The organism is Streptomyces sp. NBC_00986, from assembly GCF_045162565.1.
Classification (GTDB): Bacteria; Actinomycetota; Actinomycetes; order Streptomycetales; family Streptomycetaceae; genus Streptomyces.
The window spans coordinates 10,092,859-10,119,002 of the sequence record NZ_CP108733.1 but is presented as its reverse complement, the minus strand read 5'-3'; the positions used below and the strand labels follow the sequence as shown (position 1 = coordinate 10,119,002).

At 70.3% G+C, this 26,144-nt stretch carries 28 protein-coding genes and 1 pseudogene; 14 read left to right on the top strand and 15 right to left on the bottom strand.

Going from position 1 to position 26,144, the window contains the following annotated elements; all coding sequences use genetic code 11:
* Positions 1-66 precede the first annotated feature (66 nt).
* On the bottom strand, positions 67-1,374 hold the full coding sequence (locus tag OG504_RS45520; protein WP_405995028.1) for a DUF6986 family protein: 1,308 nt from the start codon (positions 1,372-1,374) through the stop codon (positions 67-69).
* 179 nt (positions 1,375-1,553) lie between these two features.
* Here OG504_RS45520 and OG504_RS45515 point away from each other — a divergent pair, with 179 nt between their 5' ends.
* Positions 1,554-2,450 carry an endonuclease/exonuclease/phosphatase family protein gene (locus OG504_RS45515; protein WP_405995027.1) on the top strand — a complete coding sequence of 299 codons (897 nt, stop codon included), beginning with the start codon at positions 1,554-1,556 and terminating at the stop codon, positions 2,448-2,450.
* Positions 2,451-2,505: 55 nt separating this feature from the next.
* On the opposite strand, the gene OG504_RS45510 is transcribed toward OG504_RS45515, so the two are convergent.
* The 4 genes from OG504_RS45510 to OG504_RS45495 all read right to left on the bottom strand — a co-directional run bounded on the left by OG504_RS45510 (position 2,506) and on the right by OG504_RS45495 (position 5,708).
* Positions 2,506-3,468 carry an electron transfer flavoprotein subunit alpha/FixB family protein gene (locus tag OG504_RS45510; protein WP_405946332.1) on the bottom strand — a complete coding sequence of 321 codons (963 nt, stop codon included), beginning with the start codon at positions 3,466-3,468 and terminating at the stop codon, positions 2,506-2,508.
* 70 nt (positions 3,469-3,538) lie between these two features.
* Positions 3,539-4,327, bottom strand: a complete 789-nt coding sequence (locus OG504_RS45505; protein ID WP_318014726.1) for an electron transfer flavoprotein subunit beta/FixA family protein — start codon at positions 4,325-4,327, stop codon at positions 3,539-3,541.
* Between the two features lie 243 nt (positions 4,328-4,570).
* Positions 4,571-5,086: a flavin reductase family protein gene (locus OG504_RS45500; RefSeq protein WP_405995026.1), complete on the bottom strand. Its 516-nt coding sequence runs from the start codon at positions 5,084-5,086 to the stop codon at positions 4,571-4,573.
* A 208-nt stretch (positions 5,087-5,294) separates the two neighbouring features.
* Positions 5,295-5,708, bottom strand: coding sequence for a TlpA family protein disulfide reductase (locus OG504_RS45495; protein ID WP_405995025.1), 414 nt, complete (start codon positions 5,706-5,708; stop codon positions 5,295-5,297).
* Positions 5,709-5,783: 75 nt separating this feature from the next.
* Between OG504_RS45495 and OG504_RS45490 the strand changes: the two genes are divergently transcribed.
* Positions 5,784-6,200, top strand: coding sequence for a DUF4395 domain-containing protein (locus OG504_RS45490; RefSeq protein ID WP_328684979.1), 417 nt, complete (start codon positions 5,784-5,786; stop codon positions 6,198-6,200).
* A 185-nt stretch (positions 6,201-6,385) separates the two neighbouring features.
* Entirely contained in the window at positions 6,386-7,114 is a 729-nt protein-coding gene (locus tag OG504_RS45485; RefSeq protein WP_033278392.1) for a 1-acyl-sn-glycerol-3-phosphate acyltransferase, read from the top strand.
* 4 nt (positions 7,115-7,118) lie between these two features.
* On the opposite strand, the gene OG504_RS45480 is transcribed toward OG504_RS45485, so the two are convergent.
* From OG504_RS45480 to OG504_RS45460, 5 genes are all read right to left on the bottom strand, one after another.
* On the bottom strand, positions 7,119-7,811 hold the full coding sequence (locus tag OG504_RS45480) for a B3/4 domain-containing protein (RefSeq protein WP_405995024.1): 693 nt from the start codon (positions 7,809-7,811) through the stop codon (positions 7,119-7,121).
* Positions 7,812-7,819: 8 nt separating this feature from the next.
* Complete coding sequence (locus tag OG504_RS45475) at positions 7,820-8,392, bottom strand: transglutaminase domain-containing protein (protein ID WP_405995023.1); 573 nt, start codon at positions 8,390-8,392, stop codon at positions 7,820-7,822.
* A 97-nt stretch (positions 8,393-8,489) separates the two neighbouring features.
* Positions 8,490-9,560, bottom strand: coding sequence for a threonine aldolase family protein (locus tag OG504_RS45470; protein WP_405995022.1), 1,071 nt, complete (start codon positions 9,558-9,560; stop codon positions 8,490-8,492).
* The gene (locus OG504_RS45465) at positions 9,557-10,303 is read right to left on the bottom strand and encodes an SDR family oxidoreductase (RefSeq protein ID WP_318021570.1); all 747 of its coding nucleotides are present in this window, start codon (positions 10,301-10,303) and stop codon (positions 9,557-9,559) included. Before OG504_RS45465 ends, OG504_RS45470 begins: the two co-directional genes overlap by 4 nt.
* 38 nt (positions 10,304-10,341) lie before the next feature.
* Positions 10,342-11,739, bottom strand: coding sequence for a DUF6421 family protein (locus OG504_RS45460; protein ID WP_405995021.1), 1,398 nt, complete (start codon positions 11,737-11,739; stop codon positions 10,342-10,344).
* 416 nt (positions 11,740-12,155) lie between these two features.
* Between OG504_RS45460 and OG504_RS45455 the strand changes: the two genes are divergently transcribed.
* A complete protein-coding gene (locus OG504_RS45455; RefSeq protein WP_405995020.1) occupies positions 12,156-12,839 on the top strand; it encodes a glycerophosphodiester phosphodiesterase in 684 nt (227 codons plus the stop codon).
* Positions 12,840-12,851: 12 nt separating this feature from the next.
* On the opposite strand, the gene OG504_RS45450 is transcribed toward OG504_RS45455, so the two are convergent.
* Positions 12,852-13,391, bottom strand: coding sequence for a GNAT family N-acetyltransferase (locus tag OG504_RS45450; RefSeq protein ID WP_405995019.1), 540 nt, complete (start codon positions 13,389-13,391; stop codon positions 12,852-12,854).
* Between the two features lie 77 nt (positions 13,392-13,468).
* Between OG504_RS45450 and OG504_RS45445 the strand changes: the two genes are divergently transcribed.
* The 4 genes and pseudogenes from OG504_RS45445 to OG504_RS45430 all read left to right on the top strand — a co-directional run.
* Complete coding sequence (locus OG504_RS45445; protein ID WP_405995018.1) at positions 13,469-13,861, top strand: VOC family protein; 393 nt, start codon at positions 13,469-13,471, stop codon at positions 13,859-13,861.
* A 97-nt stretch (positions 13,862-13,958) separates the two neighbouring features.
* A complete protein-coding gene (locus tag OG504_RS45440) occupies positions 13,959-14,738 on the top strand; it encodes a VOC family protein (protein WP_405995017.1) in 780 nt (259 codons plus the stop codon).
* Positions 14,739-14,798: 60 nt separating this feature from the next.
* Positions 14,799-14,972, top strand: a complete 174-nt coding sequence (locus OG504_RS45435; protein ID WP_405995016.1) for a hypothetical protein — start codon at positions 14,799-14,801, stop codon at positions 14,970-14,972.
* Positions 14,973-15,039: 67 nt separating this feature from the next.
* Positions 15,040-15,459: pseudogene (locus OG504_RS45430) on the top strand (aldo/keto reductase); the annotation flags it as partial.
* A 206-nt stretch (positions 15,460-15,665) separates the two neighbouring features.
* Here OG504_RS45430 and OG504_RS45425 read toward each other — a convergent pair.
* From OG504_RS45425 to OG504_RS45415, 3 genes are all read right to left on the bottom strand, one after another.
* Entirely contained in the window at positions 15,666-18,299 is a 2,634-nt protein-coding gene (locus OG504_RS45425) for a cellulosome protein (RefSeq protein ID WP_405995015.1), read from the bottom strand.
* A 118-nt stretch (positions 18,300-18,417) separates the two neighbouring features.
* Positions 18,418-18,990: a MarR family winged helix-turn-helix transcriptional regulator gene (locus OG504_RS45420; RefSeq protein WP_405995014.1), complete on the bottom strand. Its 573-nt coding sequence runs from the start codon at positions 18,988-18,990 to the stop codon at positions 18,418-18,420.
* The gene (locus OG504_RS45415) at positions 18,987-20,705 is read right to left on the bottom strand and encodes an FUSC family protein (RefSeq protein WP_405995013.1); all 1,719 of its coding nucleotides are present in this window, start codon (positions 20,703-20,705) and stop codon (positions 18,987-18,989) included. The genes OG504_RS45420 and OG504_RS45415 overlap by 4 nt, the downstream gene beginning before the upstream one ends.
* A gap of 189 nt (positions 20,706-20,894) precedes the next feature.
* Here OG504_RS45415 and OG504_RS45410 point away from each other — a divergent pair, with 189 nt between their 5' ends.
* The 5 genes from OG504_RS45410 (at position 20,895) to OG504_RS45390 (ending at position 24,845) form a co-directional block, all read left to right on the top strand.
* Positions 20,895-21,464, top strand: coding sequence for a DUF5134 domain-containing protein (locus tag OG504_RS45410; RefSeq protein ID WP_405995012.1), 570 nt, complete (start codon positions 20,895-20,897; stop codon positions 21,462-21,464).
* A 94-nt stretch (positions 21,465-21,558) separates the two neighbouring features.
* Positions 21,559-22,494 carry a M56 family metallopeptidase gene (locus OG504_RS45405; protein WP_405995011.1) on the top strand — a complete coding sequence of 312 codons (936 nt, stop codon included), beginning with the start codon at positions 21,559-21,561 and terminating at the stop codon, positions 22,492-22,494.
* A 70-nt stretch (positions 22,495-22,564) separates the two neighbouring features.
* Positions 22,565-23,212 (top strand): phosphatase PAP2 family protein, encoded by a 648-nt coding sequence (locus tag OG504_RS45400; RefSeq protein ID WP_405995010.1) that lies wholly within the window; start codon positions 22,565-22,567, stop codon positions 23,210-23,212.
* A gap of 98 nt (positions 23,213-23,310) precedes the next feature.
* Entirely contained in the window at positions 23,311-24,030 is a 720-nt protein-coding gene (locus OG504_RS45395) for an HAD family hydrolase (RefSeq protein ID WP_405995009.1), read from the top strand.
* A gap of 113 nt (positions 24,031-24,143) precedes the next feature.
* Positions 24,144-24,845, top strand: a complete 702-nt coding sequence (locus OG504_RS45390; RefSeq protein ID WP_405995008.1) for a Clp protease N-terminal domain-containing protein — start codon at positions 24,144-24,146, stop codon at positions 24,843-24,845.
* Positions 24,846-24,909: 64 nt separating this feature from the next.
* Here OG504_RS45390 and OG504_RS45385 read toward each other — a convergent pair whose 3' ends face one another.
* Positions 24,910-25,158: a DUF2630 family protein gene (locus OG504_RS45385; protein ID WP_033278377.1), complete on the bottom strand. Its 249-nt coding sequence runs from the start codon at positions 25,156-25,158 to the stop codon at positions 24,910-24,912.
* Positions 25,159-25,420: 262 nt separating this feature from the next.
* On the opposite strand from OG504_RS45385, the gene OG504_RS45380 reads away from it, so the two are divergent.
* Positions 25,421-26,140, top strand: coding sequence for a TetR/AcrR family transcriptional regulator (locus tag OG504_RS45380; RefSeq protein ID WP_405995007.1), 720 nt, complete (start codon positions 25,421-25,423; stop codon positions 26,138-26,140).
* Positions 26,141-26,144: the final 4 nt, after the last annotated feature.

The following is a 26,144-nucleotide window of genomic DNA, read 5'->3' as shown; positions in this document are numbered from 1 at the left end:
AACGCCGTACAGCCTACGGGGCGGCAGTGACAACAGAAGCCGGCGCCAACACCTGTGACAGGTCCGCTACTTGGCGGACGCCGTGAGGTCACCCCGGCGCGGCGACGCGAAGCCCTCCAGGTCCATCCGGGTCAGCCCGGTCGCCCTGGCCACCTCCGCGATGTCGAGCGCGCCGCAGTCCAGGCCGCGCAGCAGATACCCGCTGAGGGCCTTGGCGGTGGCGGGCTCGTCCATGACGTCGCCGCCGGCGTGGTTGGCGTAGCGGGCGAGGCGGGCGGCGGCCTGCTCGAAGCCCTCGCGGTAGAAGGCGAAGACGGCCGCGTAGCGGGTGGGGATGTGGCCGGGGTGCATGTCCCAACCCTGGTAGTACGCGCGGGCCAGGGCTCGGCGGGTGAGGCCGTAGTGCAGGCGCCAGGCGTCGTGCACCTTCGCCGTGGGGCCGACCGGCAGCACGTTCGTCGAGCCGTCCGAGACGCGTACGCCCGTCCCCGCCGCGGCCACCTGCATGATCGCCTTGGCGTGGTCGGCGGCCGGGTGGTCGCTGGCCTGGTACGCGGCGGAGACGCCGAGGCAGGCGCTGTAGTCGAAGGTGCCGTAGTGCAGGCCGGTGGCGCGGCCCTCGGCGGCCTGGATCATGCGGGCGACGGTGGCGGTGCCGTCCGTGGCGAGGATGGACTGGCTGGTCTCGATCTGGATCTCGAAGCCGATCCGGCCCGGCTCCAGCCCGCGCGCCTTCTCGAAGGCCTCCAGGAGGCGCACCATCGCGGTGACCTGCTCGGCGTACGTGACCTTGGGGAGCGTCAGGACCAGGCCGTTCGGCAGCCCGCCGGCCTCCATCAGTCCGGTGAGGAAGATGTCGAGGGTACGGATGCCCCGGTCGCGCACCGGCGCCTCCATGCACTTCATCCGGATGCCCATGTACGGAGCCGCCGTGCCCTGTTCGTACGCCTCGGCGATCAGGCGGGCCGCGCGGGCGGCGGCCTCGTCCTCCTCGGCGTCGGGGCGGGGGCCGTAGCCGTCCTCGAAGTCGACGCGCAGGTCCTCGATGGGCTCGCGTTCCAACTTGGCCCGCACGCGCGCGTGGACGGGTTCGGCGAGGTCGTCGGAGAGGCCGAGGACGGCGGCGAAGGAGGCCGCGTCGGGGGCGTGCTCGTCGAGGGCGGCCAGCGCCCGGTCGCCCCAGGTGCGGACCGTGTCGGCGGCGAAGACGTCACCGGGGACGTAGACGGTGTGGACGGGCTGGCGGGTGCCGGGGTCGCCGGGGTAGCGGCGCTCCAGTTCGGCGTCGACCGGTGCCAGGGAGGCGCTGATCTCCTCGCTGACCGCGCCCGCGAGGCTCGTCGCCACCTTCTCGTGCTCCTGGCCCATTCCCACACCCTCCAGTTTTCCGCTCTACGGAATCAACAATCCGTAGAACGAAGTTATCCATGGAGCTTCCCGCCGGTCAACACCCTGTCCACGCCGTGAACCCGTCGCGTTCACTGCCGTCCCCAGGCCCTCTTCCGTCCAGCGCCTCGCCCCTTCATCCTGACTCCCAAGGGGAGGGGACGCACATGTCGACTGCCAGGACGGTCACCCGGCGCGCGGGGCTGAGCGCGCTGGTGGCGGCCGCCATCGCCCTGCCACTCATCGGAACCGCACGCTCCGCCTCCGTCCGGAAGGAGACCCGTCTGCTGGACGTCATGACGTTCAACCTGCGCTACGCCGACACCACCGAACCCAACAGCTGGAAGGTCCGCCGCCCGGTGATGCGCGACCTGCTGCTCCGCGCGGCCCCCGACATCATCGGCACCCAGGAGGGCCTCTACGCGCAGCTCCAGGACATCAAACGGGACCTCCCGCACTACGACTGGATCGGCGGCGGCCGCAAGGGCGGCAGCTTCGACGAGGAGACGGCGATCTTCTACGACACCCGGCGCCTCGCCCCCGTCGAGTACGACCAGTTCTGGCTCTCCGACACGCCCGCCGTGATCGGGTCGAACACCTGGGGCGGCGCCCACCCGCGCATCGCCACGTGGATCCGCTTCCGCGATCTCGGGGACGACGGCCGGGAGTTCTACGTCCTCAACACCCACCTGGACAACGCCAGTCAGTACGCACGCGAGCGTGCGGCCACACTCATCGCCGAACGCCTCGCCCGCCTGGACAGCTCCCTGCCGCTCGTGGTGACCGGCGACTTCAACACCGCCGCGTACACCACCTCGGTCTACTCCACGATGCTGGACGCGGGCGCGGGCCTCAGGGACACCTGGGACGCGGCGGCCGCGCGCGGGGAGCTCTACGGCAGCTTCCACGGCTACCGCGCGCTAGTGCCGGAGGGGCCCCGCATCGACTGGATCCTGGTCTCCCCGGGAGTCACCGTGCGCCGGACGGCCCTCAACACCTTCTCCGAGAACAGCCAGTTCCCGAGCGACCATCTGCCCGTGCAGTCGACCATCAGCCTGGGATGAACGAAGGCTCCCGCGACCACATGGGTCACGGGAGCCTCGTACAGCCGGAAAAGCGTCAGCCCTTGCGGGAGTTGACCTCTTCGGTGAGCTGCGGGACGACGTCGAAGAGGTCGCCGACGACGCCGTAGTCGACGAGGTCGAAGATCGGGGCCTCGGCGTCCTTGTTGACGGCGACGATCGTCTTCGAGGTCTGCATGCCCGCGCGGTGCTGGATCGCGCCGGAGATGCCGTTGGCGATGTAGAGCTGCGGGGAGACGCTCTTGCCGGTCTGGCCGACCTGGTTGGAGTGCGGGTACCAGCCGGCGTCCACGGCGGCGCGCGAGGCGCCCACGGCCGCGCCGAGGGAGTCGGCCAGGGCCTCGATGATCGCGAAGTTGTCCGCGCCGTTCACACCGCGGCCGCCGGAGACGACGATCGCGGCCTCGGTCAGCTCCGGACGGCCGGTCGACTCGCGCGGGGTGCGCGCGGTGACCTTGGTGCCGGTGGCCTTGTCCGAGAAGGTGACCGCGAGGGCCTCGACGGTGCCGGCGGCCGGGGCGGCCTCCACGGCGGCCGAGTTCGGCTTCACGGTGATGACCGGGGTGCCCTTGGAGACCCGGGTCTTGGTGGTGAAGGAGGCGGCGAACACCGACTGCGTCGCGACCGGGCCCTCGTCACCGGCCTCCAGGTCGGTGGCGTCGGTGATGATGCCGGAGCCGATGCGTACGGCCAGACGGGCGGCGATCTCCTTGCCCTCGGCGGAGGACGGCACCAGGACGGCGGCCGGGGAGACGGCCTCGACGGCGGCCTGCAGGGCGTCCACCTTCGGGACGACGAGGTAGTCGGCGTACTCCGCGGCGTCGTGCGTGAGCACCTTCACCGCGCCGTGCTCGGCAAGCGCGGCGGCGGTGTTCTCCGCACCGGCGCCGAGGGCGACCGCGACGGGCTCGCCGATGCGGCGGGCCAGGGTCAGCAGCTCCAGGGTGGGCTTGCGGACGGCGCCGTCCACGTGGTCGACGTAGACGAGAACTTCAGCCATGGGAATGATCTCCTGCGTGCGTGCGAAGTCTGAGGGGCGGTAAGCGAGTTGGGCCTTGAGCCTTGGGGCCTTAGATGAACTTCTGGCCCGCGAGGAACTCGGCGAGCTGCTTGCCGCCCTCGCCCTCGTCCTTGACGATCGTGCCGGCGGTGCGCGCGGGGCGCTGGGCCGCGGAGTCGACGGCGGTCCAGGCGCCTTCGAGGCCGACCTCGTCCGCGTCGATCTCCAGGTCGGAGAGGTCCCAGGCCTGAACCGGCTTCTTCTTGGCGGCCATGATGCCCTTGAAGGACGGGTAACGCGCCTCGCCCGACTGGTCGGTGACCGACACGACGGCCGGCAGGGAGGCCTCGAGCTGCTCGGAGGCGGTGTCGCCGTCACGGCGGCCCTTGACGACGCCGTCCTCGACGGAGACCTCGGAGAGCAGGGTGACCTGCGGGACGCCCAGGCGCTCGGCCAGCAGGGCGGGGATCACACCGGCGGTGCCGTCGGTGGAGGCCATGCCGGAGACGACCAGGTCGAAGCCGGCCTTCTCGATCGCCTTGGCGAGCACCAGGGAGGTGCCGATGGCGTCGGTGCCGTGCAGGTCGTCGTCCTCGACGTGGATCGCCTTGTCGGCGCCCATGGACAGCGCCTTGCGCAGGGCGTCCTTGGCGTCCTCCGGGCCCACGGTCAGGACGGTGATCTCCACGTCGTCGTCCGAGTTCTCGGAGATCTGCAGCGCCTGCTCGACCGCGTACTCGTCGAGCTCGGAGAGCAGACCGTCCACGTCGTCCCGGTCGACGGTCAGGTCATCGGCGAAGTGCCGGTCGCCAGTGGCGTCGGGCACGTACTTCACAGTGACAACGATCCTCAAGCTCACGCCGGCTCTCCTACTGCATCGTCATTTTCGGCTGCCTACTTCCAGGCAGCATAGGCGCCCTGAACGGCCGTTCCCGGTGGGGGCGACCGGTGCTCCGAGCGAAATATTACTCGCCAGTACGCACTCCTACGCTCCCCCAAGGGGTGCCCGCTAAGCAAGCGCTTTGAACTGTGACCTGTGCAACGCAGCGTAATCGGAACTCGACGCTTCCGCAGGGTGGCCCGTCACCCACCCGGAGTGGCCTCAGTCACGCAGCCCGTTGAAGCGCCCCTGGTGGTAGAGGAGCGGGCGGCCGGTGCCCGCATGGTAACCGAGGACGACCTCGGCCAGGACGATGCGATGGTCCCCCGCGGGCACGCGCGCGACGACCCGGCACACCAGCCAGGCGAGCACGCCGTCGAGGACCGGCACACCCTCGGGACCCTCGCGCCAGACGGTGGGCGCCCCGAACCGGTCGGCGCCGCTGCGGGCGAAGGTGGCGGCCAACTGCTCCTGGTGCTCGCCGAGTATGTGCACGCCGACATGGTCGACGGCGGATATCGCGGGCCAGCTGGAGGCGCCGGTGCTGATCCCGAAGGACAGCATCGGAGGCTGCGCGGAGACGGAGCTGAGCGAGGTCGCGGTGAAGCCGACCGGGCCGTTCTCACCGCGCGCGGTGATCACCGCCACACCGGCCGCGTGCTGCCGGAAGACGGAACGCAGCAGGTCGGGAGAGGCGTGCTGATGGTCACGGGTGCCGAGGTCGGGCGTCGCCGTCATGGAACTGTCCTTCTGCCGAGGGGACGAGCGGGGTCCGTGGCTGCTCAACAGCCCGGACAGCGCGCGCTCGCGGTGCGGGCCAGGTCGACGTGCACCCGCCCGTAGAGAAGGAGTTCCGAAGGCATACGGTCAGGCTGACGATAGGTGGTGCGCGCAGTCAAGTACGTTCCGACATATGGGAGATGACTCACCGTCGTCCTCACGACCGTCAGACCGCCTCCCCCAGAGCCGCGATGACATCCGCCTTGCGGGGGAGGCCGGTGGCACGCCGTACGACCCGCCCGTCGGCGTCGAGAACCAGCACGGTGGGGGTCTTCAGGATGTCGAGTTCCCGCACGAGGTCCAGGTGGTCCTCGGCGTCGATCTCGATGTGGCTCACGCCGGGGACCATGCCGGCCACCTCGCCCAGCACCCGGCGCGTGGCCCGGCAGGGCGCACAGAAGGCGCTGGAGAACTGCACCAGGGTGGCCTTCTCGCCGAGGTCGCCGCCCAGCTCGGTCGCGCCGAGCCGTTTTCCGCCGTCGCGCCCACGCACGCGTACTCTCCCGCTCCGCCGCCGATGCAGCACTCCGTAGGCGCTCGCCGCCGCGAGCACCGCCACGCACACCACAAGTCCGGTCATCGTCCCTTCCAGCGTTCACGAGACTGCAAAGATTCCCGGCACCCCTAATCCTTTCCGTTGCGGAATCCTTGATTCATGGACATCGACGTAAGAGGACCGCGCTTCGGGGCGGCCCTGACGACTGTGGTGCTGGCGGTCGTGCTGATCACCGGCAGCTTCTGGCTGCTGGCCTGGCAGACCCTGGCGTTCGCGCTGGGCGCGGCGGGCGGCGTGGGCCGTTCGCCGTACGGCTGGCTGTTCCGGAAGGCCGTACGGCCCCGGATCGGGCCGCCGACCGAGTTCGAGTCGCCGGAGCCGCCGCGGTTCGCGCAGGCGGTCGGTCTGGTCTTCGCCGGGGTGGGCCTGGTCGGTTTCGGCCTGGGTCCCGACTGGCTCGGGCTCGCGGCGACCGGGGCCGCGCTCGCCGCCGCGTTCCTCAATGCCGCGTTCGGGTACTGCCTGGGGTGCGAGATGTACCTGCTCGTGCGCCGAGTGACAGTTCGCGCACAGTAAAGGGAACTTAAAAGGCCGAGGTGGATCAAGCGATGTACGTGACGAGGATCTCGCCGTTCTGGGGCACGGGGACTGGCCACTCGTCCGTTCTTGGGGCACGATCTGCGCAATGCCGTAAACCTACGGCTGCGTAACTTTCCCGCCCGGAGAACCCCTTCAGGCAGAGAGAAGGGTCCACCCCGTCCATGGCTGAGCTTGTCTACCGCCCCGTCATCGGTCTCGCCCAAACGCTGTTCAAGGCCTGGGACCTCAAGATCGACTGCAAGGGGTCGGAGAACATTCCGCGCTCGGGCGGCGCCGTGCTGGTCAGCAACCACATCAGCTACCTGGACTTCATCTTCGACGGTCTCGCCGCCCTGCCGCAGAAGCGCCTGGTGCGCTTCATGGCGAAGGAGTCGGTGTTCCGGCACAAGATCTCGGGTCCGCTCATGCGCGGCATGAAGCACATCCCGGTGGACCGCAAGCAGGGCGAGACGGCCTACCAGCACGCACTGGAGTCGCTGCGGTCCGGCGAGATCGTCGGCGTCTTCCCCGAGGCGACGATCTCCCAGTCCTTCACCCTGAAGAGCTTCAAGTCGGGTGCCGCGCGCATGGCCCAGGAGGCCGGCGTCCCGCTGATCCCGATGGCGCTGTGGGGCACCCAGCGCCTGTGGACCAAGGGCCACCCGAAGAACTTCAAGCGCAGCCACACTCCGATCACCATCCGGGTCGGCGAGCCGGTGGAGGCCCCGCAGGACCAGTACGCGGGCGCGATCACCCGCCGCCTGCGCGAGCGCATCCAGGAACTCCTCGAAGCCGCCCAACGCGCTTATCCGGTACGGCCCAACGGCCCGGACGACACCTGGTGGATGCCGGCCCATCTCGGCGGCACGGCACCCACTCCCGAAGAGGTCAAGGCGGCCGAGGCTCGCTGAATCGTCACACCGGGGCGTGGACGGTGATCCGCGCCCCGGGGCTGAACTTCTCGAGCAGTTCGGCCAGTTCGGCCCCCGCGCGCTCGACCTCGGCTACGGACATCGGCGCCAGACTCTCCAACAGGAAGACGGCGGAGGTCGTTTCCTCCGTGAGCCTGGTGCGCGGCCCCTGCCGCCAGTTCCAGCGCCGGCACGTGACACCGACCGCGTCGGTCCACACCACCTCGCCCGCGTCGGGATGCTCGACGACCTCCTCGCCGCCCGCGACGGTCACGAACTCCTCGTCCCCGGTGGCCCGTTGAAGGGTCATCGCACCCTGGATGCGGTCGGTGTCCTCACCGCCCACGGGGATCAAGTGGGCGACGCTGATGGCGTTGTAGAGGTCGACCAGCACATTGATCCGGGGCAACCCGCCCTCGGAAAGCGCCCTCTTGGCCAGCGCCTCCGCCGAGTTGCGCGTCCGCGACGGCTTCGACCCGAACGCCGTGTACACCTCGCGCCAGGCCACCATGTGCGGGTCCTCGTGCGGGGCGCGCCCGTCCAGTCGTACGGCGAGACGGCGGGCCGCGTCGTCGAGGAGCGCCGAACTCGCTTCGGTACTCGGCCCGTTGACCAGTCCGTCGGCCTCGATCGCCACGTGGGTGAACCCGGGGGCGAGGGCGCGGACTTCGTCGGACACGGTCAGAGTGAGGGTCATGGGCTGCCTCAGAGTGCGGTCGGGAGTGTCTGCCAGAGGTGCGGCCGGTCGGGGGCGGCCTTGAGGGCGCTCAGCACGACCGGGTGCGGTTCAGCGTACAGCACTGGATAGTCCATCTCATTGAACTCGGGATCGGGCACGAAGGCCAGCCGCTCACCATCCAGCGAGAACTGCGCGTCCACGCCCGGCTTGTTGCCGCGCGGATCCTGACGGTGCCAGCCCCCGTTGAACCGCACGGCGACCAGCCCGTGCACCACGTCGAACTTCTGATAGCAGAGCGCCACAGGAATGTCCTCGGCCCGCAGCAGCGCGGCCAGCGCGTGCGCCTTGGCGTAACAGATGCCGGTGCCATGCTCCAGGACGTCGGAGGCCCGCCAGGTGACGCGCGGGTCACCGGAGTCCTGCGAGTGGGGAATGCCGTCCCGCACGAACTCGAACGCGAGGCGTGCATAGCCATACGAGTCGGCGGCACTTCTGGCCAGCCGCGCGGCCGTCTCCCGTACGAGGGGATGCTCATGGTCAATGACCTCGTCGGCAGCCAAGTACGCGGACAGGTCAGGGGTGTTCTGGATCAGCTCCATGACCGCAGAGCATAGGAAAGCGACCACCCGAGAGTCAATTACTTTTCAGGTGACCGCATACCTATGCACAACGCCATCCGACTCCGAGTCGGCAGACTCAGCGCGCCATCTCCTCCTTGAGCGCCGCCAGGAACGCGTCCACGTCGTCCTCGGTCGTGTCGAAGCCGCACATCCAGCGGACGTCTCCGGCGGCCTCGTCCCAGAAGTAGAAGCGGAAGCGCTTCTGAAGGCGCTCGCTCACGTCGTGCGGGAGGCGGGCGAAGACGCCGTTGGCCTGCACGGGGTAGAGGATCTCCACGCCGTGCACCGCGCGCACGCCCTCGGCGAGGCGCTGGGCCATCTCGTTGGCGTGGCGGGCGTTGCGCAGCCACAGGTCCTTGGCGAACAGCGCCTCCAACTGCACCGAGACGAAGCGCATCTTGGAGGCGAGTTGCATGGACAGCTTGCGCAGGTGCTTCATGTGGCTGACGGCGTCCTGGTTGATGACGACGACCGCCTCGCCGAAGATCGCACCGTTCTTCGTTCCTCCCAGGGAGAGGATGTCGACGCCGACCGCGTTGGTGAACGTCCGCATGGGGACGTCGAGTGAGGCCGCCGCGTTGGCTATCCGGGAACCGTCGAGGTGGACCTTCATGCCGTGTGCGTGGGCATGGTCGCAGATCGCGCGGATCTCGTCGGGCGTGTAGAGGGTGCCGAGTTCGGTGCTCTGGGTGATCGAGACGACCTGCGGCATCGCGCGATGCTCGTCGTCCCAGCCGTAGGCCTGCCTGTCGATCAGTTCGGGCGTGAGCTTGCCGTCGGGGGTGGGGACCGTGAGGAGTTTCAGGCCGCCCATACGCTCGGGGGCGCCTCCCTCGTCGACGTTGATGTGCGCGCTCTCGGCGCAGATGACCGCGCCCCAGCGGTCGGTGACCGCCTGGAGGGCGACGACGTTCGCGCCGGTGCCGTTGAAGACCGGGAAGGCCTCGGCCGTGGCGCCGAAGTGGCTGCGGATGACGCCTTGGAGGTTCGCCGTGTAATCGTCCTCGCCGTAGGCGACCTGGTGGCCGCCGTTGGCGAGGGCGAGGGCGGCGAGCACCTCGGGGTGGGCGCCGGCGTAGTTGTCGCTGGCGAAGCCGCGGATCTCCGGGTCGTGATGGCGACGGGCGTCGGTCTTCGGAGGGTTCACGGCTTCTCGGTCAGCCACAGACGGTTTCCGTTCACTTCGGTGGCGGGCTTGTCCCAGACGCCTGCGATGGCCTCGGCGAGGTCCTTGACGTCGGTGAAGCCCGCGAACTTCGCGTTGGGACGCTCGGCGCGCATCGCGTCGTGCACCAGCGCCTTCACCACCATGACGGCGGCCGCGGAGCTGGGCCCGTCCTCGCCGCCGGCCTTGCGGTAGCCGTCGGCCATGGCGAGGGTCCAGGCCTCGGCGGCGGCCTTCGAGGCGGAGTACGCCGCGTTGCCCGCGGTGGGCTTGCTCGCGCCCGCCGCGCTGATCAGCAGATAGCGCCCGCGGTCGCTGCGCTCCAGGCCGTCGTAGAAGGCCAGGGAGGTGTGCTGGACGGTGCGGATGAGGAGCTTCTCCAGCAGGTCCCAGTCGGCGAGGTCGGTGTCGGCGAAGGACGCGCTGCCGCGCCAGCCGCCGACGAGGTGGACCAGGCCGTCGACCCGGCCGAAGTCCTTCTCGATGTGCTCGGCCCAGTCGCGGGTCGCCTGCGGGTCGAGCAGGTCGACGGTGTCTCCTACGACGGTTGCCCCGCCGTGTGCGTAGCGGGCCGCGTCCACGGCCTCCGCCAGCCGTTCGGGATGCGCGTCCGCGCCGACGACGGTCGCGCCGGCCTCGGCCAGCCGCAGCAGCACGGCACGGCCCGCGGGGCCGCCCGCTCCCGCCACCGCGATCACCGCGCCGTTGAGCGCCCCGTTCCCCATGGTCCTCGCCTCCTGAGCCACTTCGGTCGTACGGTCGCTCACGCGGCGATCCGCTCGGCGTTCTCCGCCGTGATGCCCCGGGTCGACGCGATCACGTTCTTGAGCTTCTTGGAGAGTGCCTCATAGAACATGCTCAGCGGAAACTCGTCCGGAAGCACGTCATCCACGAGTTTCCGCGGCGGCAGGCTCAGGTCCAGGGCGTCGGGGCCCTTGGCCCAGCGGGAGCCCGGGTGCGGGGCGAGGTAGGTCGCGACCAGCTCGTAGGCCTTGAACCAGTGGACGAGCTTGGGGCGGTCGATGCCCGCGCGGTAGAGGTCCTCGATCTCGGCGCACAGCTGGTTGGTGACCTCGGGGGCGCGCTGCCAGTCGATGTGCAGCTTGTTGTCGGTCCAGCGGACGACGTCGTGCTTGTGCAGGTAGGCGAAGAGGAGCTGGCCGCCGAGACCGTCGTAGTTGCGGACGCGCTCGCCGGTGACCGGGAAGCGGAACATGCGGTCGCAGAGGACCGCGTACTGCACGTCACGGGCCTGCGGGACGCCGTCGGCCTCCAGCTTCACGGCCTCCTTGAAGGCGGTGAGGTCGCAGCGCAGCTCTTCCAGGCCGTACATCCAGAACGGCTGGCGCTGCTTGATCATGAACGGGTCGAAGGGCAGGTCGCCGTGGCTGTGGGTGCGGTCGTGGACCATGTCCCACAGGACGAAGGCCTCCTCGCAGCGCTTCTGGTCGTCGACCATCGTGGCGACGTCCTCGGGCAGTCGCATGCCCAGGATGTCCACGGCGGCCTCGGTGACCCGGCGGAAGCGGGCGGCCTCGCGGTCGCAGAAGATGCCGCCCCAGGAGAACCGTTCCGGCGCCTGCCGTACGGCGATGGTCTCCGGGAAGAGGACGGCCGAGTTGGTGTCGTAGCCGGAGGTGAAGTCCTCGAAGGTGATGCCGCAGAACAGCGGGTTGTCGTAGCGGGTCGCCTCCAGCTCGGCCAGCCAGTCGGGCCAGACCATGCGCAGGACGACCGCTTCGAGGTTGCGGTCCGGGTTGCCGTTCTGCGTGTACATCGGGAAGACGACCAGGTGCTGGAGTCCGTCCCGGCGGTTCGCGGCGGGCTGGAAGGCCAGCAGCGAGTCGAGGAAGTCGGGCACCTGGAAACCGCCGTCGGCCCACTGCCCCAGATCCCTGACCAGTGCGGCGTGGTAGGCCGCGTCGTGCGGGAGCAGCGGGGAGAGCTCTTCCACGGCGCCCGTCACGCGGCGCACGGCGGACTCGGCCTCCGTGCGGCCCGGGGCACCCTCGGCCGCGAAGTCGATCGAGCCGTCCTTCGACTGCCATGGCCGGATCCGCTCCACGGCGTCCTTGAGCACGGGCCATGCCGGATGCTCCACCACCGTGGTCACGGGAGGAAGCCGCTCCTCAAAACCCACCTGCACAAGAATTTCCGTCATGTCCCATCCTCCACGGGAGAACCTCGCGTATGGACACCGTATGCGTTCGGGGTTTCCTCTAGCAAGGCAAGGCTCCGCAAATTATCCTGCACCCTCCGTTTGTCACCGCTCTTTTTCCTGCCGGACACAGAGAAGGCGATTACTTCCGCTGTGGCGGGGTAGGCACGCTGGCGCCTGCGCCCCAGGGCCACCGAAGGCCGGTTTCGGTCAATGCGCGGCGGACTCGCCCACGGCCGGGTGACGGCGGCGCGCAGTACGCTCCGGATACACCCCGGTCGTCGCCCCCAATCCCCCGTGTACGCACGGGTACAACGCCGGGCCCGGCCGTTAGGCTGCGGCTCTGCCGCGTGGACGCCGGTGTCCGGCCGCGCTCACGCGCGCATGCCGAGCCGCCGTCGACGGAAGCGAGTTGAACCTTGAACTTCCTTACCATCGGTCACCGCGGAGTCATGGGTCTCGAACCCGAGAACACTCTCCGTTCCTTCGTCGCCGCCGAGCAGGCCGGCCTCGATGTCATCGAACTCGATCTGCATCTGAGCAAGGACGGCGCTCTCGTCGTCATGCACGACGCCGACGTGGACCGCACGACCGACGGGACCGGTCCGATCGCCGAGCGGACCCTCGGCGAGCTGCGCACCCTGGACGCGGGCCGCGGCGAGCGCGTCCCGACCTTCGAAGAGGTCCTGGACGCGGTCAAGTCGCCGGTCCAGGCCGAGATCAAGGACCTGGCGGCGGCGCGGGCGCTGGCCGAGGTCATGCACCGGCGGAACCTGGTCGAGCGGGTCGAGGTGTCCTCGTTCCACGACGAGGCGATCGCCGAGATCGCCCGCCTGGTGCCCGGCGTACGGACCGCGCTGATCGCCAGCCGCTTCGGCCCCGACGTGGTGGAGCGCGCCACCGAGGCCGGTGCCGAGACGGTCTGCCTCAACATCCGCCGGCTGACCCTGGAGGTCGTCGAGGCGGCCCGCAAGGCGGACCTGAGGATCATCGGCTGGGTGGTGAACACACAGGACCAGCTGCGGCTCGTACGGGCCCTGGGTCTGGACGGCGCGACCACCGACTACCCGGAGATCAAACGCACGGGCCGCTTCACGGCGTAACTGCCGTGACGATCAAGCGAGTTCCTTGACCAGCAGCTCGAACTGCAGGTCGTCGCGCTGCGGAATGCCGAACCGCTCGTCGCCGTACGGGAACGGGGTCATCCGGCCCGTACGGCGATAGCCGCGGCGCTCGTACCAGGCGATGAGGTCGTTCCGTACGGAGATCACGGTCATGTGCATCTCCCGTACACCCCAGGTCTCCCGGACCGTGCGCTCCGCCTCCGCGATGATGACCTTGCCGAGACCGCCGCCCTGGAGCTGCGGGCTGACGGCGAACATCCCGAAGTAGGCGTACTCACCCCGGTGTTCGAGCTGGCAGCAGGCGACTGCCCGACCCTCGCGCTCGACGACGAGCAGCCGGCTGTCGGGCGACTTGATGACCGCCAGCACGCCCTCGGGGTCGGTCCGCTGCCCTTCGAGGATGTCCGCCTCGGTGGTCCAGCCGGCCCGGCTGTCGTCACCCCGGTAGGCCGACTCGATCAGCACGACGAGGGCGTCCACATCGGCGTCGGTGGCGTCGCGGAAGGTCAGTCCGGTGGCGGCGGTGTCCATGGGTGCACAACTCCGATCAGGGCGCGGCTCAAGCAGAGACGAGGGTAACGCGGCCCCGGAGACTAGGCTCCGCCCCCATGGTGCACGTACTGAGCAGCCGCATCCTGCTGCGCCCCACCGACCCCGAACGCTCCCGAGTCTTCTACGGCGAGCAGCTGGCCCTGCCCGTCTACCGGGAGTTCGGCACGGGTCCGGAACGCGGAACCGTCTACTTCCTCGGCGGCGGCTTCCTGGAGGTCTCCGGCCGCTCCGACACGCCGCCCTCCCCCGCCGTACAGCTGTGGTTGCAGGTCGAGGACGCGGGCGCCGCGCACAAGGAGCTACGGACGAAGGGGGTCGAGATCGCACGTCCGCCGGCGAAGGAGCCATGGGGCCTGGTGGAGATGTGGATCTCGGACCCGGACGGCACACGGATCGTCCTGGTGGAGGTCCCGGCGGATCATCCGCTGAGGTACCGGCCGGGGATGTAGGCCTACGGCGGCCAGGGCACCCGTTCCCCGCCGGATGGCCGGGGTCGTGGCGCGGGCTTAGCGTGCTGGGAGGGGAGCTTTCTGCGGAAGGAACGCCATGAAGCTCGACAGGCCGGTGACCGGCGGCCCCTGCTGGACCGAGCTCGGGACCAGTGATCTGGAGGCGGCCAAGCGGTTCTACTCGGACGTGTTCGGCTGGCGTCCGGAGACCGATCCCCGGCCGGAGGCGGGCGGTTACACGGTCGCGCACATCGGGGACGCGGCGGTCGCCGCGCTGACACCGCTGTTCCAGGAGTCGCAGCCGGTGGCGTGGAACGTGTCGTTCGCTGTCGCGGACTCCGATGCGACGGCGGAGCGGGTGCGCGCGGCGGGCGGAACCCTGCTGATGGAGCCGATCGACGTGTTCGACATCGGGCGCTTCGCGGTCGCCCTCGACCCGGGCGGCGCCGCGTTCCAGATGTGGCAGGCGCGGACCTTCCCGGGCGCCGGGCTGTTCAACGCGCCCGGCGCGCTGGGCTGGGTGGAACTGCTGACACGGGCGCCCGAGCGGGCCGAGAGCTTCTACACGACCGTGTTCGGCTGGACCGTCCGCCCCTCGGAGCACTACCCGCAATGGGGCATCGATGGCGCCGACTTCGGCGGCATGATGACGATGGACGCGAAGTTCCCGCCGGAGGTGCCTCCGCACTGGCTGCCGTACTTCGCGGTCTCGGACGTCGACGCCACCGCCGCGTCGGCCACGGGGGCGGGCGGCACGGTCCTGATGGAGCCGACGTCCATCGGGGACGTGCGGCGGATCGCGGTGCTGCGGGATCCGCAGGGGGCGATGTTCGGGGTCTATGCGGGTGAGGAGGGCCGACGGGGCGCCTTGCATTGAGGTGCAGGTCGGCGAACTGAGCCTCGTCACCGGGCTGTTCGGCAGGGACCGGGGTGAAGCGTGGGTGAGAACACCAGCGCCCCGTTGCTCGACGGCTACCCGGACGCGGGCGGCAACCTCGTCGACGCGGCGGCCGAATACACCGACGGCAGAACAGAGTTGACCTCGGCGAACGGCTCGGCACCTCAGCCTGGCGAGCACGTTCACGTCCGGGACGCACCCCGGCGATGCTGATCGGATCAGGAATCACCGGTGACAGCTGCGCACCGACCGGCTCGACGACCTCATCCGTACCGGCAAGGTGCTGTACGTCGGTGTCTCGGACTGGCCCGCTTGGGAGATCGCGCAGGCCAACACGCTTGCGGAGCTGAGGGGTTGGACCTCGTTCGTGGGTTCGCAGCTGCGTTACAACCTGTTGGAGCGGATGCCGGAGCGGGAACTGCTGCCGCGGGCACGGGCGTTCGGTCAGGCGGTGCCGGCGTGGGCGCCGTTGGCGGCCGGGAAGCTCACCGGCAAGTACCGCCGGGGTGAGGCGGGTCGGCTCGACAGTTGGGGCGACAAGCCGAACTCGCGGGAGGAGGACGTCATTTCCGCCGTCCTGGAGATCGCCGAACAGGGCGGCTGGAGTCCGGCCCAGGTCGCGCTGGCCTGGCTGCTGGGCCGGCCCGGCAACGTCGTCCCGATCGTCGCGGCCACAAAGGTGCACCAACTCGCCGACAACCTGGGCGGCTTGGACGTCCGCCTCGACGCCGACGCCGTCGCCCGGCTCGACGAGGTGAGCGCGGTGGACCTCGGCTTCCCGCACGACTTCGTACGGAGCCGTCGTGCGGAACCTCTGCGGCGACCGCTGGGCCGACATCGACGACCGGCGCTCCGGCTACCGCCGCTCGGCGACCGTGGTCCTCCAGCGCCCCGGCGGCGTCGGTGTCACGCCAGCGGTGTCACCGTCACCCGGTCGATCACCGGGGCGTACGCGGAGCGTTGGCCGTACTGGTTCCTGGAGTGGCCGTCGTGGTCCGGGAGTTCGTCGGCGGTGAAGGTGAGGGTGTTGGCGCCCTGGTCGAGGGTGACGGGGACGGAGAGGTCGTGGAAGTTGTTGAAGTGGAAGGTGGTGGGGAACAACACGCGCTGTGGGACCGACCCGTTGACCGAGATGTCCGCGTGGCGGCAGACCGGGTCCGGGTTGTAGTGGGTGGCGGGCGCCTGCTCGCCGTTGGAGTAGCGGATCGTGAGCGCGTGACGGCCGGCGCGCTCCGCCGTCACGGTGAGCGTGAGCGCGTTCGCGGGGCCGCGGCCGATGCCATCGACCGCCTTGCCGCCCGTGGCGAACGTGTGGGCGCCGGTGACCCGGGCGCCGCCGGTCGTGGCGCCTTCCTCGGCCGGGTGCGTGGAGGTGGGGAGGAGGCCGCGCGAGGGGCCTACCTGGAGGCGGTCCAGGACCAGTTGATCCGAAGTGGCGGTGACGGTGACCTTGTTGATGCCCGACATGAGGAACAGGGGGACGGGGGATCGTTCAACAATCCCCACGTCCCCTCCCTCCACCATCCCCATGTCGTCTCCGCCCACCATCCCCACGTTCTCCCCGTTGATCGTCAACTCGCCCTCCCCCGAGCCGATCCGATCGACGCCCACAGCGGCCTCCCCGTCCTCCGCCGCGTGCACCCAGAACGTGGCGGTACCGCCCCGCGGCAGCACGACGACACCAGGGCCCGACGCTCCACGCTGCCCGTAGTCCACGCGAGCCCCGCCGCCCAGGGCCGCGAACTCCGCGTCGTACAGCGCGGGCGCGGTCACCTGGTCGTCCCGCAGGGCGAGGTCGAGCCGGTCGACGACCGCGTCACCCCGCGTGACACCGAGGTCATGGTCCTGCGCGGCGAGGGTGATCGTGTGCGCGCCGGCGGTCAGTTCGACCCGGGTGTCGGCGTGGCCCCACACCGCCCACTTGTAGCCGAGGGGCAACCGGAGTTCCTGCGGATCCCCGCCGTCGACCCGGAGGAAGACGTTGGTGGGTCCTTGCTCGCGCACAGCGTCGGCCAGGTTGTAGGAGTTGGCGAAGACGCTCACTTCGTACGTCCCGTCCCGCGGGACCTCCACGGAGAAGACGAGCACTCCATCGGAACCGGTGCGCAGTCCACCCACGTGGTAGCCGGTCGAGCCCGCGAACTTGTCGACGTCGGACGGGGACCCCTCGGGTCCGTTCAGCGCATGGCCGTCACCGATGTAGGCCGCGTCCTCCGACTGGTACGAGCGCCGCCAGCCGACCGAAGGCGGCAGCGCTACGGCCCCCTTGCCGCCCGGGGACAGGATCACCTGGTACGCCGACATCGCTTCCAGGTCGGGCAGACGCAGCGTCACTTTGCCTTCCGCGACGGGGAGTTCACGATCACCGAGCCTCAACGGCTGCGCGGAGGCGCCGACTTGACCGGTCCAGGGGATCTCAAGGAGCCGTACGTGGACGGTCGTACCGAAGACTTCCGGGTCGACGTGCTCGAACACGACGTCCGCGGAGCCGCCCGCGCCGCCGAGCAGCACCCGAGCCTGCCGCTTGGTGCGGTCGAGCGCTGCAACGCCCTGCAACGTGTACTGGACGTTGGGGTGGGGCGCCGTGACCTGGACCGTGTCGCCCGTGAACTGCCCGTAGGCGTTGAACAACCACCACTGCCCGTTGCCCTTGTTGGCCTCCACCACCGAGTCGTTGAGGTTGCCGTCGATGTTCCAGTACGCCATGTCGGCGTCGACCTTCGACTCCTCGATCGCGGCGATCCACTGGATCATCTGGCCCGGCACGGACAAGTGGTAGTTGTGGGCGTACTCGTTGATGTTGACGGGCAGTGGCCCGATGCCCAACTCCCGTTCCAACGCACGGTACTTGGCGACGCTCGTACGGATCTCGTCGGGCGTGGTCAGCTCGTGCCAGGTGATGACGTCGGGCAGTACGTCCTCGGCCCGGGCGAACTCCAGGAAGCCCCTGACCTCGTCGTACAGGAGGCAGGTGTTGGGGCCGGCGATTCGGGCGCCGGGGTCGAGTTCCTTGATGAGGCGGTAGAGGTCCCGCCAGGCGGTGAAGTAGCGGTGCGGGTCGGTGCGCCAGGAGGTCCGGTCGTAGCTCCACTCCTCCGTCCCGAACATGTTGCCCTCGGGTTCGTTGAACGGGACGTACACGACATGGGACTTGTACGCGCCTAGGGTCAGCACCTGCTCCACCTGGTGGCGGACGCGGGCCGTGAAGTCGGCGAGGCGCTCGGCTCCGGTGTCGCCGGGCCATTCGTAGGGGAAGCCGCGGTAGATGTCGGTCATGTAGACGTAGACGTCCTTGCCGCCCGCCTCGACGAAGGGGCGCAGGATCTCCAGGGCGTCGGCGCCCGGGTGCTGGGTGCCGTCCTGGGCCTTGGTGGAGACCGTGCGGACGTACATGCCCTCGACCGCGTTGCGGCTGGGGACGCCGTCGCCGTACAGGCCGTAGAGCGTGCCGCTCGCTCCTCCGTGGAAGGGGCCCGTGCCGGTGCCGAGGTCGATGGTGAGGTTTCCGGAAACAGGAGCGGCGGAGGCTGCGGCTGCCACGGCATCAATCCCTTGTTCGGCATGTCGTACGTCGGTCGGCTTCCCGGACCGGCTTGATCGAACGTAGGGAGATCACGCGACCCGCGTCAACGGTCCGTCGGCGTCCGCGTACGGCGGGTCAGACGCGCAACATGCCCAGCCGGCCTTCCAGCTGGACCAGCAACTCGCCGAGCAGGGAGGCGAGTTCGCCCTGTCCGGGGGTGTCGAGACCGGCGAGTACGGTCGTCTCGTAGGCGAGCTGCTCGGGCAGGATCGCGTCGACGAGGTCGCGGCCGGTGTCCGTGAGGCGGACGTGGGCGACCCGCCGGTCGCGGGTGTCGCCCCGGCGCTCGACCAGTCCGCGTTCGGTCAGCAGCTTGAGGCGCTTGGTGACGGCGGCGCCCGAGGAGAAGGTCTCCCGGGTCAGCTCGCTCGGTGTCAGCTCGTGCCCGGTGCGGCGGAGCGCGCCGAGCAGGTCGAACTCGGGGCGGCTGAGCCCGGCCCGGCGCAGCGGCGCGTCCTCGGCCTGCTGGAGCAGGGCGGCGCACCGGTTGATCCGGCCGATGATCTCCATCGGGCCGGTGTCGAGGTCGGGGTGCACGGCCTGCCACTGCCCGACGACGGCGGCGACGGTGTCGCGCCGGGTCGCTCTCGGAGGGGTCGGGCGGGCCGCGCCGTCGCCGTCGACCGGCCGTCCGTTCATTGCCGTCATCCCCGTACGCCCTCCGTCTTTCCGCCCGTGCGCCGATCCCCGGTCGGCCAGGAGTGCGACTCCCGGCGTCGTACCGTCGCGGCGAGCGTACGGTGTCCGGACTGTTCGGCGAGCACGACCCGCTCCTGCGGCAGGGCGCGCTGCCACCACTCGCCGGACGCGGCGTCGACGGTGGCCCGCAGTTCGACGAGCGCGGCGGCGAGCGCGCGGTGCACGGAATCGAGGCTCCCGCGCGCGGGAGCCTGCTCCGCCAGGAGCCGCGCGGCCCGCTCCCGGGCCCGTTCCACGGCGGTCAGCGCCTCCTCGATACGGTCGGTCGCGCGCCGGTTGGTGACGGCGAACGCGGCGACGAGGCCGACCAGGGCGCCGACGAGGGTGTCCACGATCCGCTCGGTGATCAGCTCGCCGGGCTGCTGGGTCCGCGCGAACTCCGTGATGAGCAATGCCATCGGGGTCACACACACGCTGCCGAGCCAGTAGTTGCGGCCGATCAACGCCTCCGCACCGAAGTTGAAGGCGAGGCAGCACAGCACGAGGGCCGCCGGGTGCGCGTGGGCGAGCGGGGCGACCGCGGCGAAGACGAGCACCCCGGCGAGGTTCCCGACGACCCGTTGTACACCCCGGCCCCAGGTGAGCGTGATGTTGGCCTGGTAGAGGGAGGCTGCGGTGACGAGGGCCCAGTAGGGGCGGCCGACCCCGAGGGCGAGGGACGCGTATCCGGCGAGCGCACACCCGAGCGCCGTACGCAGCACGAGCGGGGTGAGCGGACCGAGCCTGGTCCACAACGGGCGGGCGGGGGCGGCCAGTTCGGCGTCCACACCGAGGAGTTCGTCGGCTACGGCGCCTGCCGGGGCGTCGGTCTGCGGGACCGGTCCACGGCCGCGCAGTTCGCGGGCCCAGGTGCGGAGCAGCTCCGGGTCGGCGTCGGCGGGCGCGGCGAGGGCGACCTCGGCACGGACGAGGAGGTGTTCGAGAGCGCGCCGGGGTGGGGTGGGGGTGCCGGTCGCGAGCAGGGATTGCCAGGCTGCGTGGACGGCGGCCGCCGCGGCGGCACGCGCGCGTGAGAGGTCGTCGACGGCACGCGCGCGTGCATGGCTCCTTCCGGTGCCATGTACGGCGGCGTACGCGGCGACGGCGTTCAGAGCCTGGGCGGTGGCGCGGCGCTCCGGGCCGTAGGGGCGGACGAGTGCGGGCGCCATGCCGACGAGCCATGCCCAGACGCCTGCGGCGGCGGCCAGCGCGAGGTGGCCGGGGACCTGGCCGAGCGTCTGCGGCGCGAAGAGCGAGGCCGAGCTGATGAAGGTGAGGACGACGTTCCCGGGCGGGCCGATCCGGGTCGCGTCGCACAAGCCCTTCTGTACGGCGGCCAGGGCGGCGCCGACCGTGACCAGCACGACGGCGTTCGTGGTGAGGGAGGCCGTGACCAGCGCGACGGCGAGACCGGCGATCATGCCGAGCACCACCCAGACCAGGGCGCGGGCCCGGGCGGCGTAGGGCTTGTTGTGGGCGTAGAGCGCGCACAAGGAGCCGGCCATCGTGTACATCGCCAGGTCGAGGCGGCCGAGGGCCAACAGGGTCAGGTTGGGCGGGGCGACCGAGGCGACCGCGCTGAGCGCGGGCTTGAACCAGATGTCGGAGGGCCGGCCGAGGCGCAGCGCGCCGGTGAGCGGGAGACGTCGGACGCGCGGGGTGGGGGCGGGGGTCGCACTGCTCATGGGAAACAAGTTTAGCAGGTGTTTTACTCGTGAAATATTTTCGTCGAGCAGGCCACCGGGGCGCCACTGACCTGCCGCGCTCCGTCGAGTGCTCCCCGTGTACACCGTTGCGCTTGATTGCGCCCCGTGCGGCACGGGCATCCTGTGACCGAACGTCGACGGAGAGCGATGTCCGGGGCGGAACGGGGGATGCGCGTGCATGGTGGACCGGCTTCGCCCGGCTGGCTGCTGGTCGCGCTGTGCGCGGCGACCGGGGCCTACTGCCTGCTGCGGATGCGCAGCCCCGTCGAGGAACAGCGCCGGGCCGCGGGCGGCGAGGCACTGATGGGCTTCGGCATGGCCGCGATGGCCGTACCCGCCGCGGTGTTCACGCCACCCTCTTGGGCATGGCCCGGCTACGCGGCGGTGTTCGGCGCGGCGGCGCTGCGCGCCCTGTGGTCGGCGCGCAGGAGCCCGCACCACGTGCACCATCTGCTGGGCACCGCGGCCATGGTCTACATGGCGCTCGCGATGGCCGCCTCGCCCGCGCACCACCACGAGCACGGCGACTCCGGAGTCCCGCTCGTGACGGGTGCGTTGCTCCTCTACTTCGTGGGATACGTGCTGCTGTCCGGCATCCGGCTGGTGCCGGGCACCGGGGGGGTCACCGGCGCGGCCGTCGGCGGCGGGAGCGTCGGCTGGGGCGACCGGCCGGAGCTGGCGCGGGCGTGCCGGCTGTCGATGGGGATCGGCATGGTCGCGATGTTGCTGACGCTCTAGGCAGGACCGGCGCGGCCGTACGAAATGGTGGCCTGCGTCACTTTGCCGCAACAAGCCGTACCCCTGATCACCGCGGCGCTCATAGGGTGCTTCCATGATGGTCCCCGCGGCACTGTTGCTGCTCGGCGCCTTGGCCGCCGTCGTCGCCCCACGGCTGCTCGCCCGGGCCGACTGGCCGGACCATGAGCCGGTGCTCGCGCTGTGGGTGTGGCAGTGCGTGGTGGCGGCCGTCCTCCTGTGCTGTGCCCTGTCGATGACGCTCAGCGCGGCCGCCGCGTGGCAGGCGGTGCGCGGGCACGTGTTCGCCAACGCCCCGCACGCGGTCGTGGACGCCTATCCCCTGGTGACGACCGGGCCTTGGGCCGCCACGACCGCGGTGGCCCTCGCGTGCGGCGGGGCGTGGACCGCGGCGATGCTGGTCCGTGAGGTCGTACGGGCCCGGGCGCGGCGTCGGCTGCGGAGGGCCGAACTCCTCGTCCGCGCACCGGTGTTGCCCGGCGAGGAGCCGGGTGCCGAGCCGCTGGTCATCCTGGAGGCGGAACGGCCGGACGCGTGGTGGATGGCCGGCACCGCGCCCCAACTGGTCATCACCACGGCCGCGTTGAGGCGCCTCAAGGGGCGGCAACTGGACTCGCTGCTCGCGCACGAACAGGGCCACGCGCAGGCCCGGCACGACTGGTTGCTGCACTGCTCGGGCGCGCTCGCGAACGGGTTTCCGCAGGTACCGGTGTTCGCCGCGTTCCGGGACGAGATGCACCGGCTGGTCGAACTCGCCGCCGACGACATGGCCTCCCGGCGCTTCGGCCGCCTCACGACCGCCCTCGCCCTGGTCGAACTCAACGAGGACCGCGGGGTGTTCGGGCCGTGCCCCACTCCGCACGCCCATGTCCCGCAGCGGGTGAACCGGCTGCTCACTCCCCCGGACCGCCTCACCGCGATGCGCCGCCTGGGCTGGACCGCGACGGCGGCACTGGTGCCGGTGGTTCCGGTCCTGGTGGCGTTCGTGCCGGGGTTGCGGGCGCTGGGCTGAGGAGGGGCCGGGGGGTGTGGTCCCTGAGCGGGATTGGCTCCGCCCACCATCAGTCGGCGAGGATCGTTCCATGCACCACCCGCCCCGCCCGACCCTCCGACAGACGACCAGCATCACCCTCGCCCTGTGCTCCGCGCTGCTCCTCACCCTGGTCGCGGTGGAGTGGCGTCCGCTGATCGACGCCGACGAGCGGATCGCCCGGACCACACATCGCTGGGCGGTCGAGAACCACGGCCTGACGCATACGTTCCGCATCCTGACGGACTGGGTCTGGGATCCACTGACCATGCGCCTCGTGTGTGCGGCCGCGATGATGTGGCTGGTGTGGCGGCGTTCAGCATGGAGAACGGCTCTATGGCTGGCGGCCACATGTGCGCTGGGCACACTGCTCCAACAGACCCTGAAGGCACTGGTCGACCGCCCCCGCCCGACATGGCCCGACCCCGTCGACTCGGCCCACTACGCCGCCTTCCCCTCGGGCCACGCCATGACCGCCACAGTGGTCTGCGGCCTGCTCCTGTGGCTGCTCCACGACTACGGCACCGGACGCGCTGTATGGCGTACGGCCCTGACCCTGGCCGTGATCTCCGTCGCGGGCGTGGGACTCACCCGTGTCTGGCTGGGCGTGCACTGGCCGTCGGATGTGGTGGGCGGGTGGCTGCTGGGGGCGTTCGTGGTGACGGTGGCCGTGGGGGCGTACGAACGGTGGCGGGTGTGAACACGGCCTGGTGGCGGCACCGCCATGTCGGACCGGCGGAGTTGTTCTGCGGGAGCGACCTTCCCGCCACGTGGAACATCGCTGCGTAAGATCACCGCATGAATGCCGTCCTCTTCGACTTCTCCGGGACCCTCTTCCGTATCGAGTCCACCGAGTCCTGGCTGCGTGCCGTGTTGCGTGAGACCGGGATCGCGCTGCCGGAACCGGAGTTGGTGGAGGCGGCGCGGGCGCTGGAGGTGGCGGGAGCCATGCCTGGTGGTGCACAGCCGGAGCAACTGCCCGAGGAGTTCGCCGAGATGTGGGCGATCCGGGACGAGAGTTCCGCGCTGCACCGGGCCGCGTACACCGGCGTCTCCCGTCAAGTCCCGCTCCCCGACCCGGCGTTGCACGACGCGCTGTACGAGCGGCACATGACGCCGGCCGCGTGGACGCCGTACCCGGACACCGTGGACGTACTGGGGACCCTGCACGAGCGCGGGATCGGCGTGGGTGTGGTCAGCAACATCGGCTGGGATCTGCGGCCGGTGTTCCGCGAGCACGGGCTCGACCCGTATGTGGACGCGTACGTCCTGTCGTACGAACACGGCATCCAGAAGCCCGACCCGCGGCTGTTCACCGTCGCATGCGAGGCGCTCGGCGTCGACCCGAAGGACGTGCTGATGGTCGGTGACGACCGGCGGGCGGACGGCGGGGCGGCGGCGCTGGGGTGCGGGGTGCACTTCGTGGACCACCGGCCGGTGACGGAGCGGCCGGACGGTCTGCGTCCCGTGCTCGAACTGGTCGGGCAGGGGCGGGGGTTGGACGGCCTCCGGAGCTGACCGGTCACTGGGCCCGCCGGGTCGTAGCCCCACGGATCTCCACGCCGGAGCACCCTCGCACCAATCGTCAATTACAGGTTGACGATCGGGAATCGTCAATTTAAAGTTGACGCATGAGCCCACTCGACATCAGCCTCGCCGACCTGATCGCCCGCCTCGACGAGGAGCTCCCCGAAACCGACGAACTGGCCCGCATCAGCGAAGCGCGACTGCGTGCCCAGACCCTGTCCGACCTCGGTGACCAGCTCATCGACCACTACGTCAGCAAGGCCAAGCAGGTCGGCGCGTCGTGGACCGAGATCGGCGACGCCATCGGAGTGTCCAAGCAGGCCGCCCAGCAGCGCCACGCACCCGGCCCTTTCGAGCGGTACACCAACCTGAACCGGCACAGCATCGTGCTCGCGCAGGAAGCCGCACGGACGCACAAGCACGACTCCATCGGCACCGAACACCTCCTGCTCGGCCTGCTCGGCGAACCGCGGGGCCTGGCGTACGAGGTGCTGGTGGCGAAGACCGAGTCGGAGCAGCGGATCCGTGACGCGATCGCGGAAGCCCTGCCGCCGGCCGGGGAGAAGGCGCTGCGGGGTCACATCGCGTTCCGGCCGGAGAGCAAGGAGGCCATCGGACAGGCCCGCCGCGCGGCGGCCGACCTCGGCCACGACTGGGTCGGCACGGAGCACGCGCTGCTGGGTCTGATCCGGGTCGAGGAGAGCCCGGCCGCCCAGATCCTGCGCAACCTCGGCTTCACCTCGGACGAACTGCACGAGACGGTCAAGGCCGAAATCTCCAACAGGCTTGCCGCGCGCGGCAATTAGCGAGGAAACGACCAGCGACCGCGGAGCACCGGGCCGCCGCGGCCACCCCACCCGTCACCTCACGTCACCCCTGATACCCCTCCACCTCGGACTCCGGCCGCACCCGCGCCTCGTCCGGGTTCTCCCCGAACTCCACCTTCGCGCGACGCTGGCGCAAGAGGTCCCAGCACTGGTCGAGTTCACGTTCCAGCTGCCCGAGGCGCTGATGCTCCGTGGCACTGTCGATCGCACCGGACGCGACGGCCTCCCGGAGCTTGCGCTCGTCGTCGACCATCTCGTTGATCCGCGCGAAGATCTGCTGGTCCTGCTCCATGCCCGTGCGCCTCCTCGGCTCGACACCCGTGCCCACTCTAGGGACGGATCACGTGCCGTGCGACAGATGTGCGAGAAGGCGGCGCCGGACGCCGGTTCAAAAGTCGCCCAAGGAAACCATTGGGGTGAAAAGGAGCCGCCCGCCTGAGACGATCCCCCGCGTCGCCCCAGACGGACGGCAGCATGCGCCAGGCCCCCTCGACGGGAGACCCGGACGTCCTGAGTATAGTTGGCTGATAGCCAGTCAACGCAGGAGTTACAGCATGTCCCCGCGAAGCGCATCGGTCAATGAAGAGTTGCGCAGGCGTTCCCGGGAACGGCTCCTGCAGGCGGCCGTGGAGCTGGTCAGCGAGCGTGGGTACGAGGCCACGACCTTGGGCGACATCGCGGACCGGGCCGGTTCGGCGCGCGGACTGGTGTCGTACTACTTCCCCGGAAAACGCCAGCTCGTCCAGTCCGCCGTACACCGTCTGATGCACCGGACGCTGGAGGAGGCCCTGGAGCGCGAACCCCGGACCGACGACGGGCAGGAGCGGATGGCCCGGGCCATCGACGCGATCCTGGGTCTCGCACACGACCGCCCCGTGCTGATGCGCCAGCACATGGCGGGACTGCTGCAGGGCGAGGGCTTCGTCCAGTGCCCGGAACAGCGGCGCCTGTCCGAGCTGCTCGGGCAGACGATCGCGGGGTACGGGTCGGGGAACGTCCCCTCCGACTACCCCATGCTCCGCGCGCTGCTCATGGGCGCGGTCTACTCGGCGCTCGTGCCCGGGGTGCCGATGCCGATTCCGGTGCTGCGCACCGAGTTGTTCGAACGGTACGGCCTCGACTGGGAGTTGGGGATCCCGCCGGGGTCAGGTGAGCGGGCCGGAGCGGCCGACACGGACCTGTCACGGTTCTTCGCGACGGACGACAGATCCACGCCCCCGTCCGCGGCCGAAGACCCGGCCGACGACCGGCCGACCGAGCCCTCCGACGCGTAACTTC

What these genes read in the sequence shown, in the direction of transcription:
- OG504_RS45515 (WP_405995027.1), top strand. Translation starts at nt 1,554, where the DNA reads ATGTCGACTGCCAGGACGGTCACCCGGCGCGCGGGGCTGAGCGCGCTG.
- OG504_RS45510 (WP_405946332.1), bottom strand. Translation starts at nt 3,468, where the DNA reads ATGGCTGAAGTTCTCGTCTACGTCGACCACGTGGACGGCGCCGTCCGC.
- OG504_RS45500 (WP_405995026.1), bottom strand. Translation starts at nt 5,086, where the DNA reads ATGACGGCGACGCCCGACCTCGGCACCCGTGACCATCAGCACGCCTCT.
- OG504_RS45495 (WP_405995025.1), bottom strand. Translation starts at nt 5,708, where the DNA reads ATGACCGGACTTGTGGTGTGCGTGGCGGTGCTCGCGGCGGCGAGCGCC.
- OG504_RS45490 (WP_328684979.1), top strand. Translation starts at nt 5,784, where the DNA reads ATGGACATCGACGTAAGAGGACCGCGCTTCGGGGCGGCCCTGACGACT.
- OG504_RS45485 (WP_033278392.1), top strand. Translation starts at nt 6,386, where the DNA reads ATGGCTGAGCTTGTCTACCGCCCCGTCATCGGTCTCGCCCAAACGCTG.
- OG504_RS45480 (WP_405995024.1), bottom strand. Translation starts at nt 7,811, where the DNA reads ATGACCCTCACTCTGACCGTGTCCGACGAAGTCCGCGCCCTCGCCCCC.
- OG504_RS45475 (WP_405995023.1), bottom strand. Translation starts at nt 8,392, where the DNA reads ATGGAGCTGATCCAGAACACCCCTGACCTGTCCGCGTACTTGGCTGCC.
- OG504_RS45465 (WP_318021570.1), bottom strand. Translation starts at nt 10,303, where the DNA reads ATGGGGAACGGGGCGCTCAACGGCGCGGTGATCGCGGTGGCGGGAGCG.
- OG504_RS45460 (WP_405995021.1), bottom strand. Translation starts at nt 11,739, where the DNA reads ATGACGGAAATTCTTGTGCAGGTGGGTTTTGAGGAGCGGCTTCCTCCC.
- OG504_RS45450 (WP_405995019.1), bottom strand. Translation starts at nt 13,391, where the DNA reads ATGGACACCGCCGCCACCGGACTGACCTTCCGCGACGCCACCGACGCC.
- OG504_RS45445 (WP_405995018.1), top strand. Translation starts at nt 13,469, where the DNA reads ATGGTGCACGTACTGAGCAGCCGCATCCTGCTGCGCCCCACCGACCCC.
- OG504_RS45440 (WP_405995017.1), top strand. Translation starts at nt 13,959, where the DNA reads ATGAAGCTCGACAGGCCGGTGACCGGCGGCCCCTGCTGGACCGAGCTC.
- OG504_RS45420 (WP_405995014.1), bottom strand. Translation starts at nt 18,990, where the DNA reads ATGACGGCAATGAACGGACGGCCGGTCGACGGCGACGGCGCGGCCCGC.
- OG504_RS45415 (WP_405995013.1), bottom strand. Translation starts at nt 20,705, where the DNA reads ATGAGCAGTGCGACCCCCGCCCCCACCCCGCGCGTCCGACGTCTCCCG.
- OG504_RS45410 (WP_405995012.1), top strand. Translation starts at nt 20,895, where the DNA reads ATGCGCGTGCATGGTGGACCGGCTTCGCCCGGCTGGCTGCTGGTCGCG.
- OG504_RS45405 (WP_405995011.1), top strand. Translation starts at nt 21,559, where the DNA reads ATGATGGTCCCCGCGGCACTGTTGCTGCTCGGCGCCTTGGCCGCCGTC.
- OG504_RS45400 (WP_405995010.1), top strand. Translation starts at nt 22,565, where the DNA reads ATGCACCACCCGCCCCGCCCGACCCTCCGACAGACGACCAGCATCACC.
- OG504_RS45395 (WP_405995009.1), top strand. Translation starts at nt 23,311, where the DNA reads ATGAATGCCGTCCTCTTCGACTTCTCCGGGACCCTCTTCCGTATCGAG.
- OG504_RS45390 (WP_405995008.1), top strand. Translation starts at nt 24,144, where the DNA reads ATGAGCCCACTCGACATCAGCCTCGCCGACCTGATCGCCCGCCTCGAC.
- OG504_RS45385 (WP_033278377.1), bottom strand. Translation starts at nt 25,158, where the DNA reads ATGGAGCAGGACCAGCAGATCTTCGCGCGGATCAACGAGATGGTCGAC.
- OG504_RS45380 (WP_405995007.1), top strand. Translation starts at nt 25,421, where the DNA reads ATGTCCCCGCGAAGCGCATCGGTCAATGAAGAGTTGCGCAGGCGTTCC.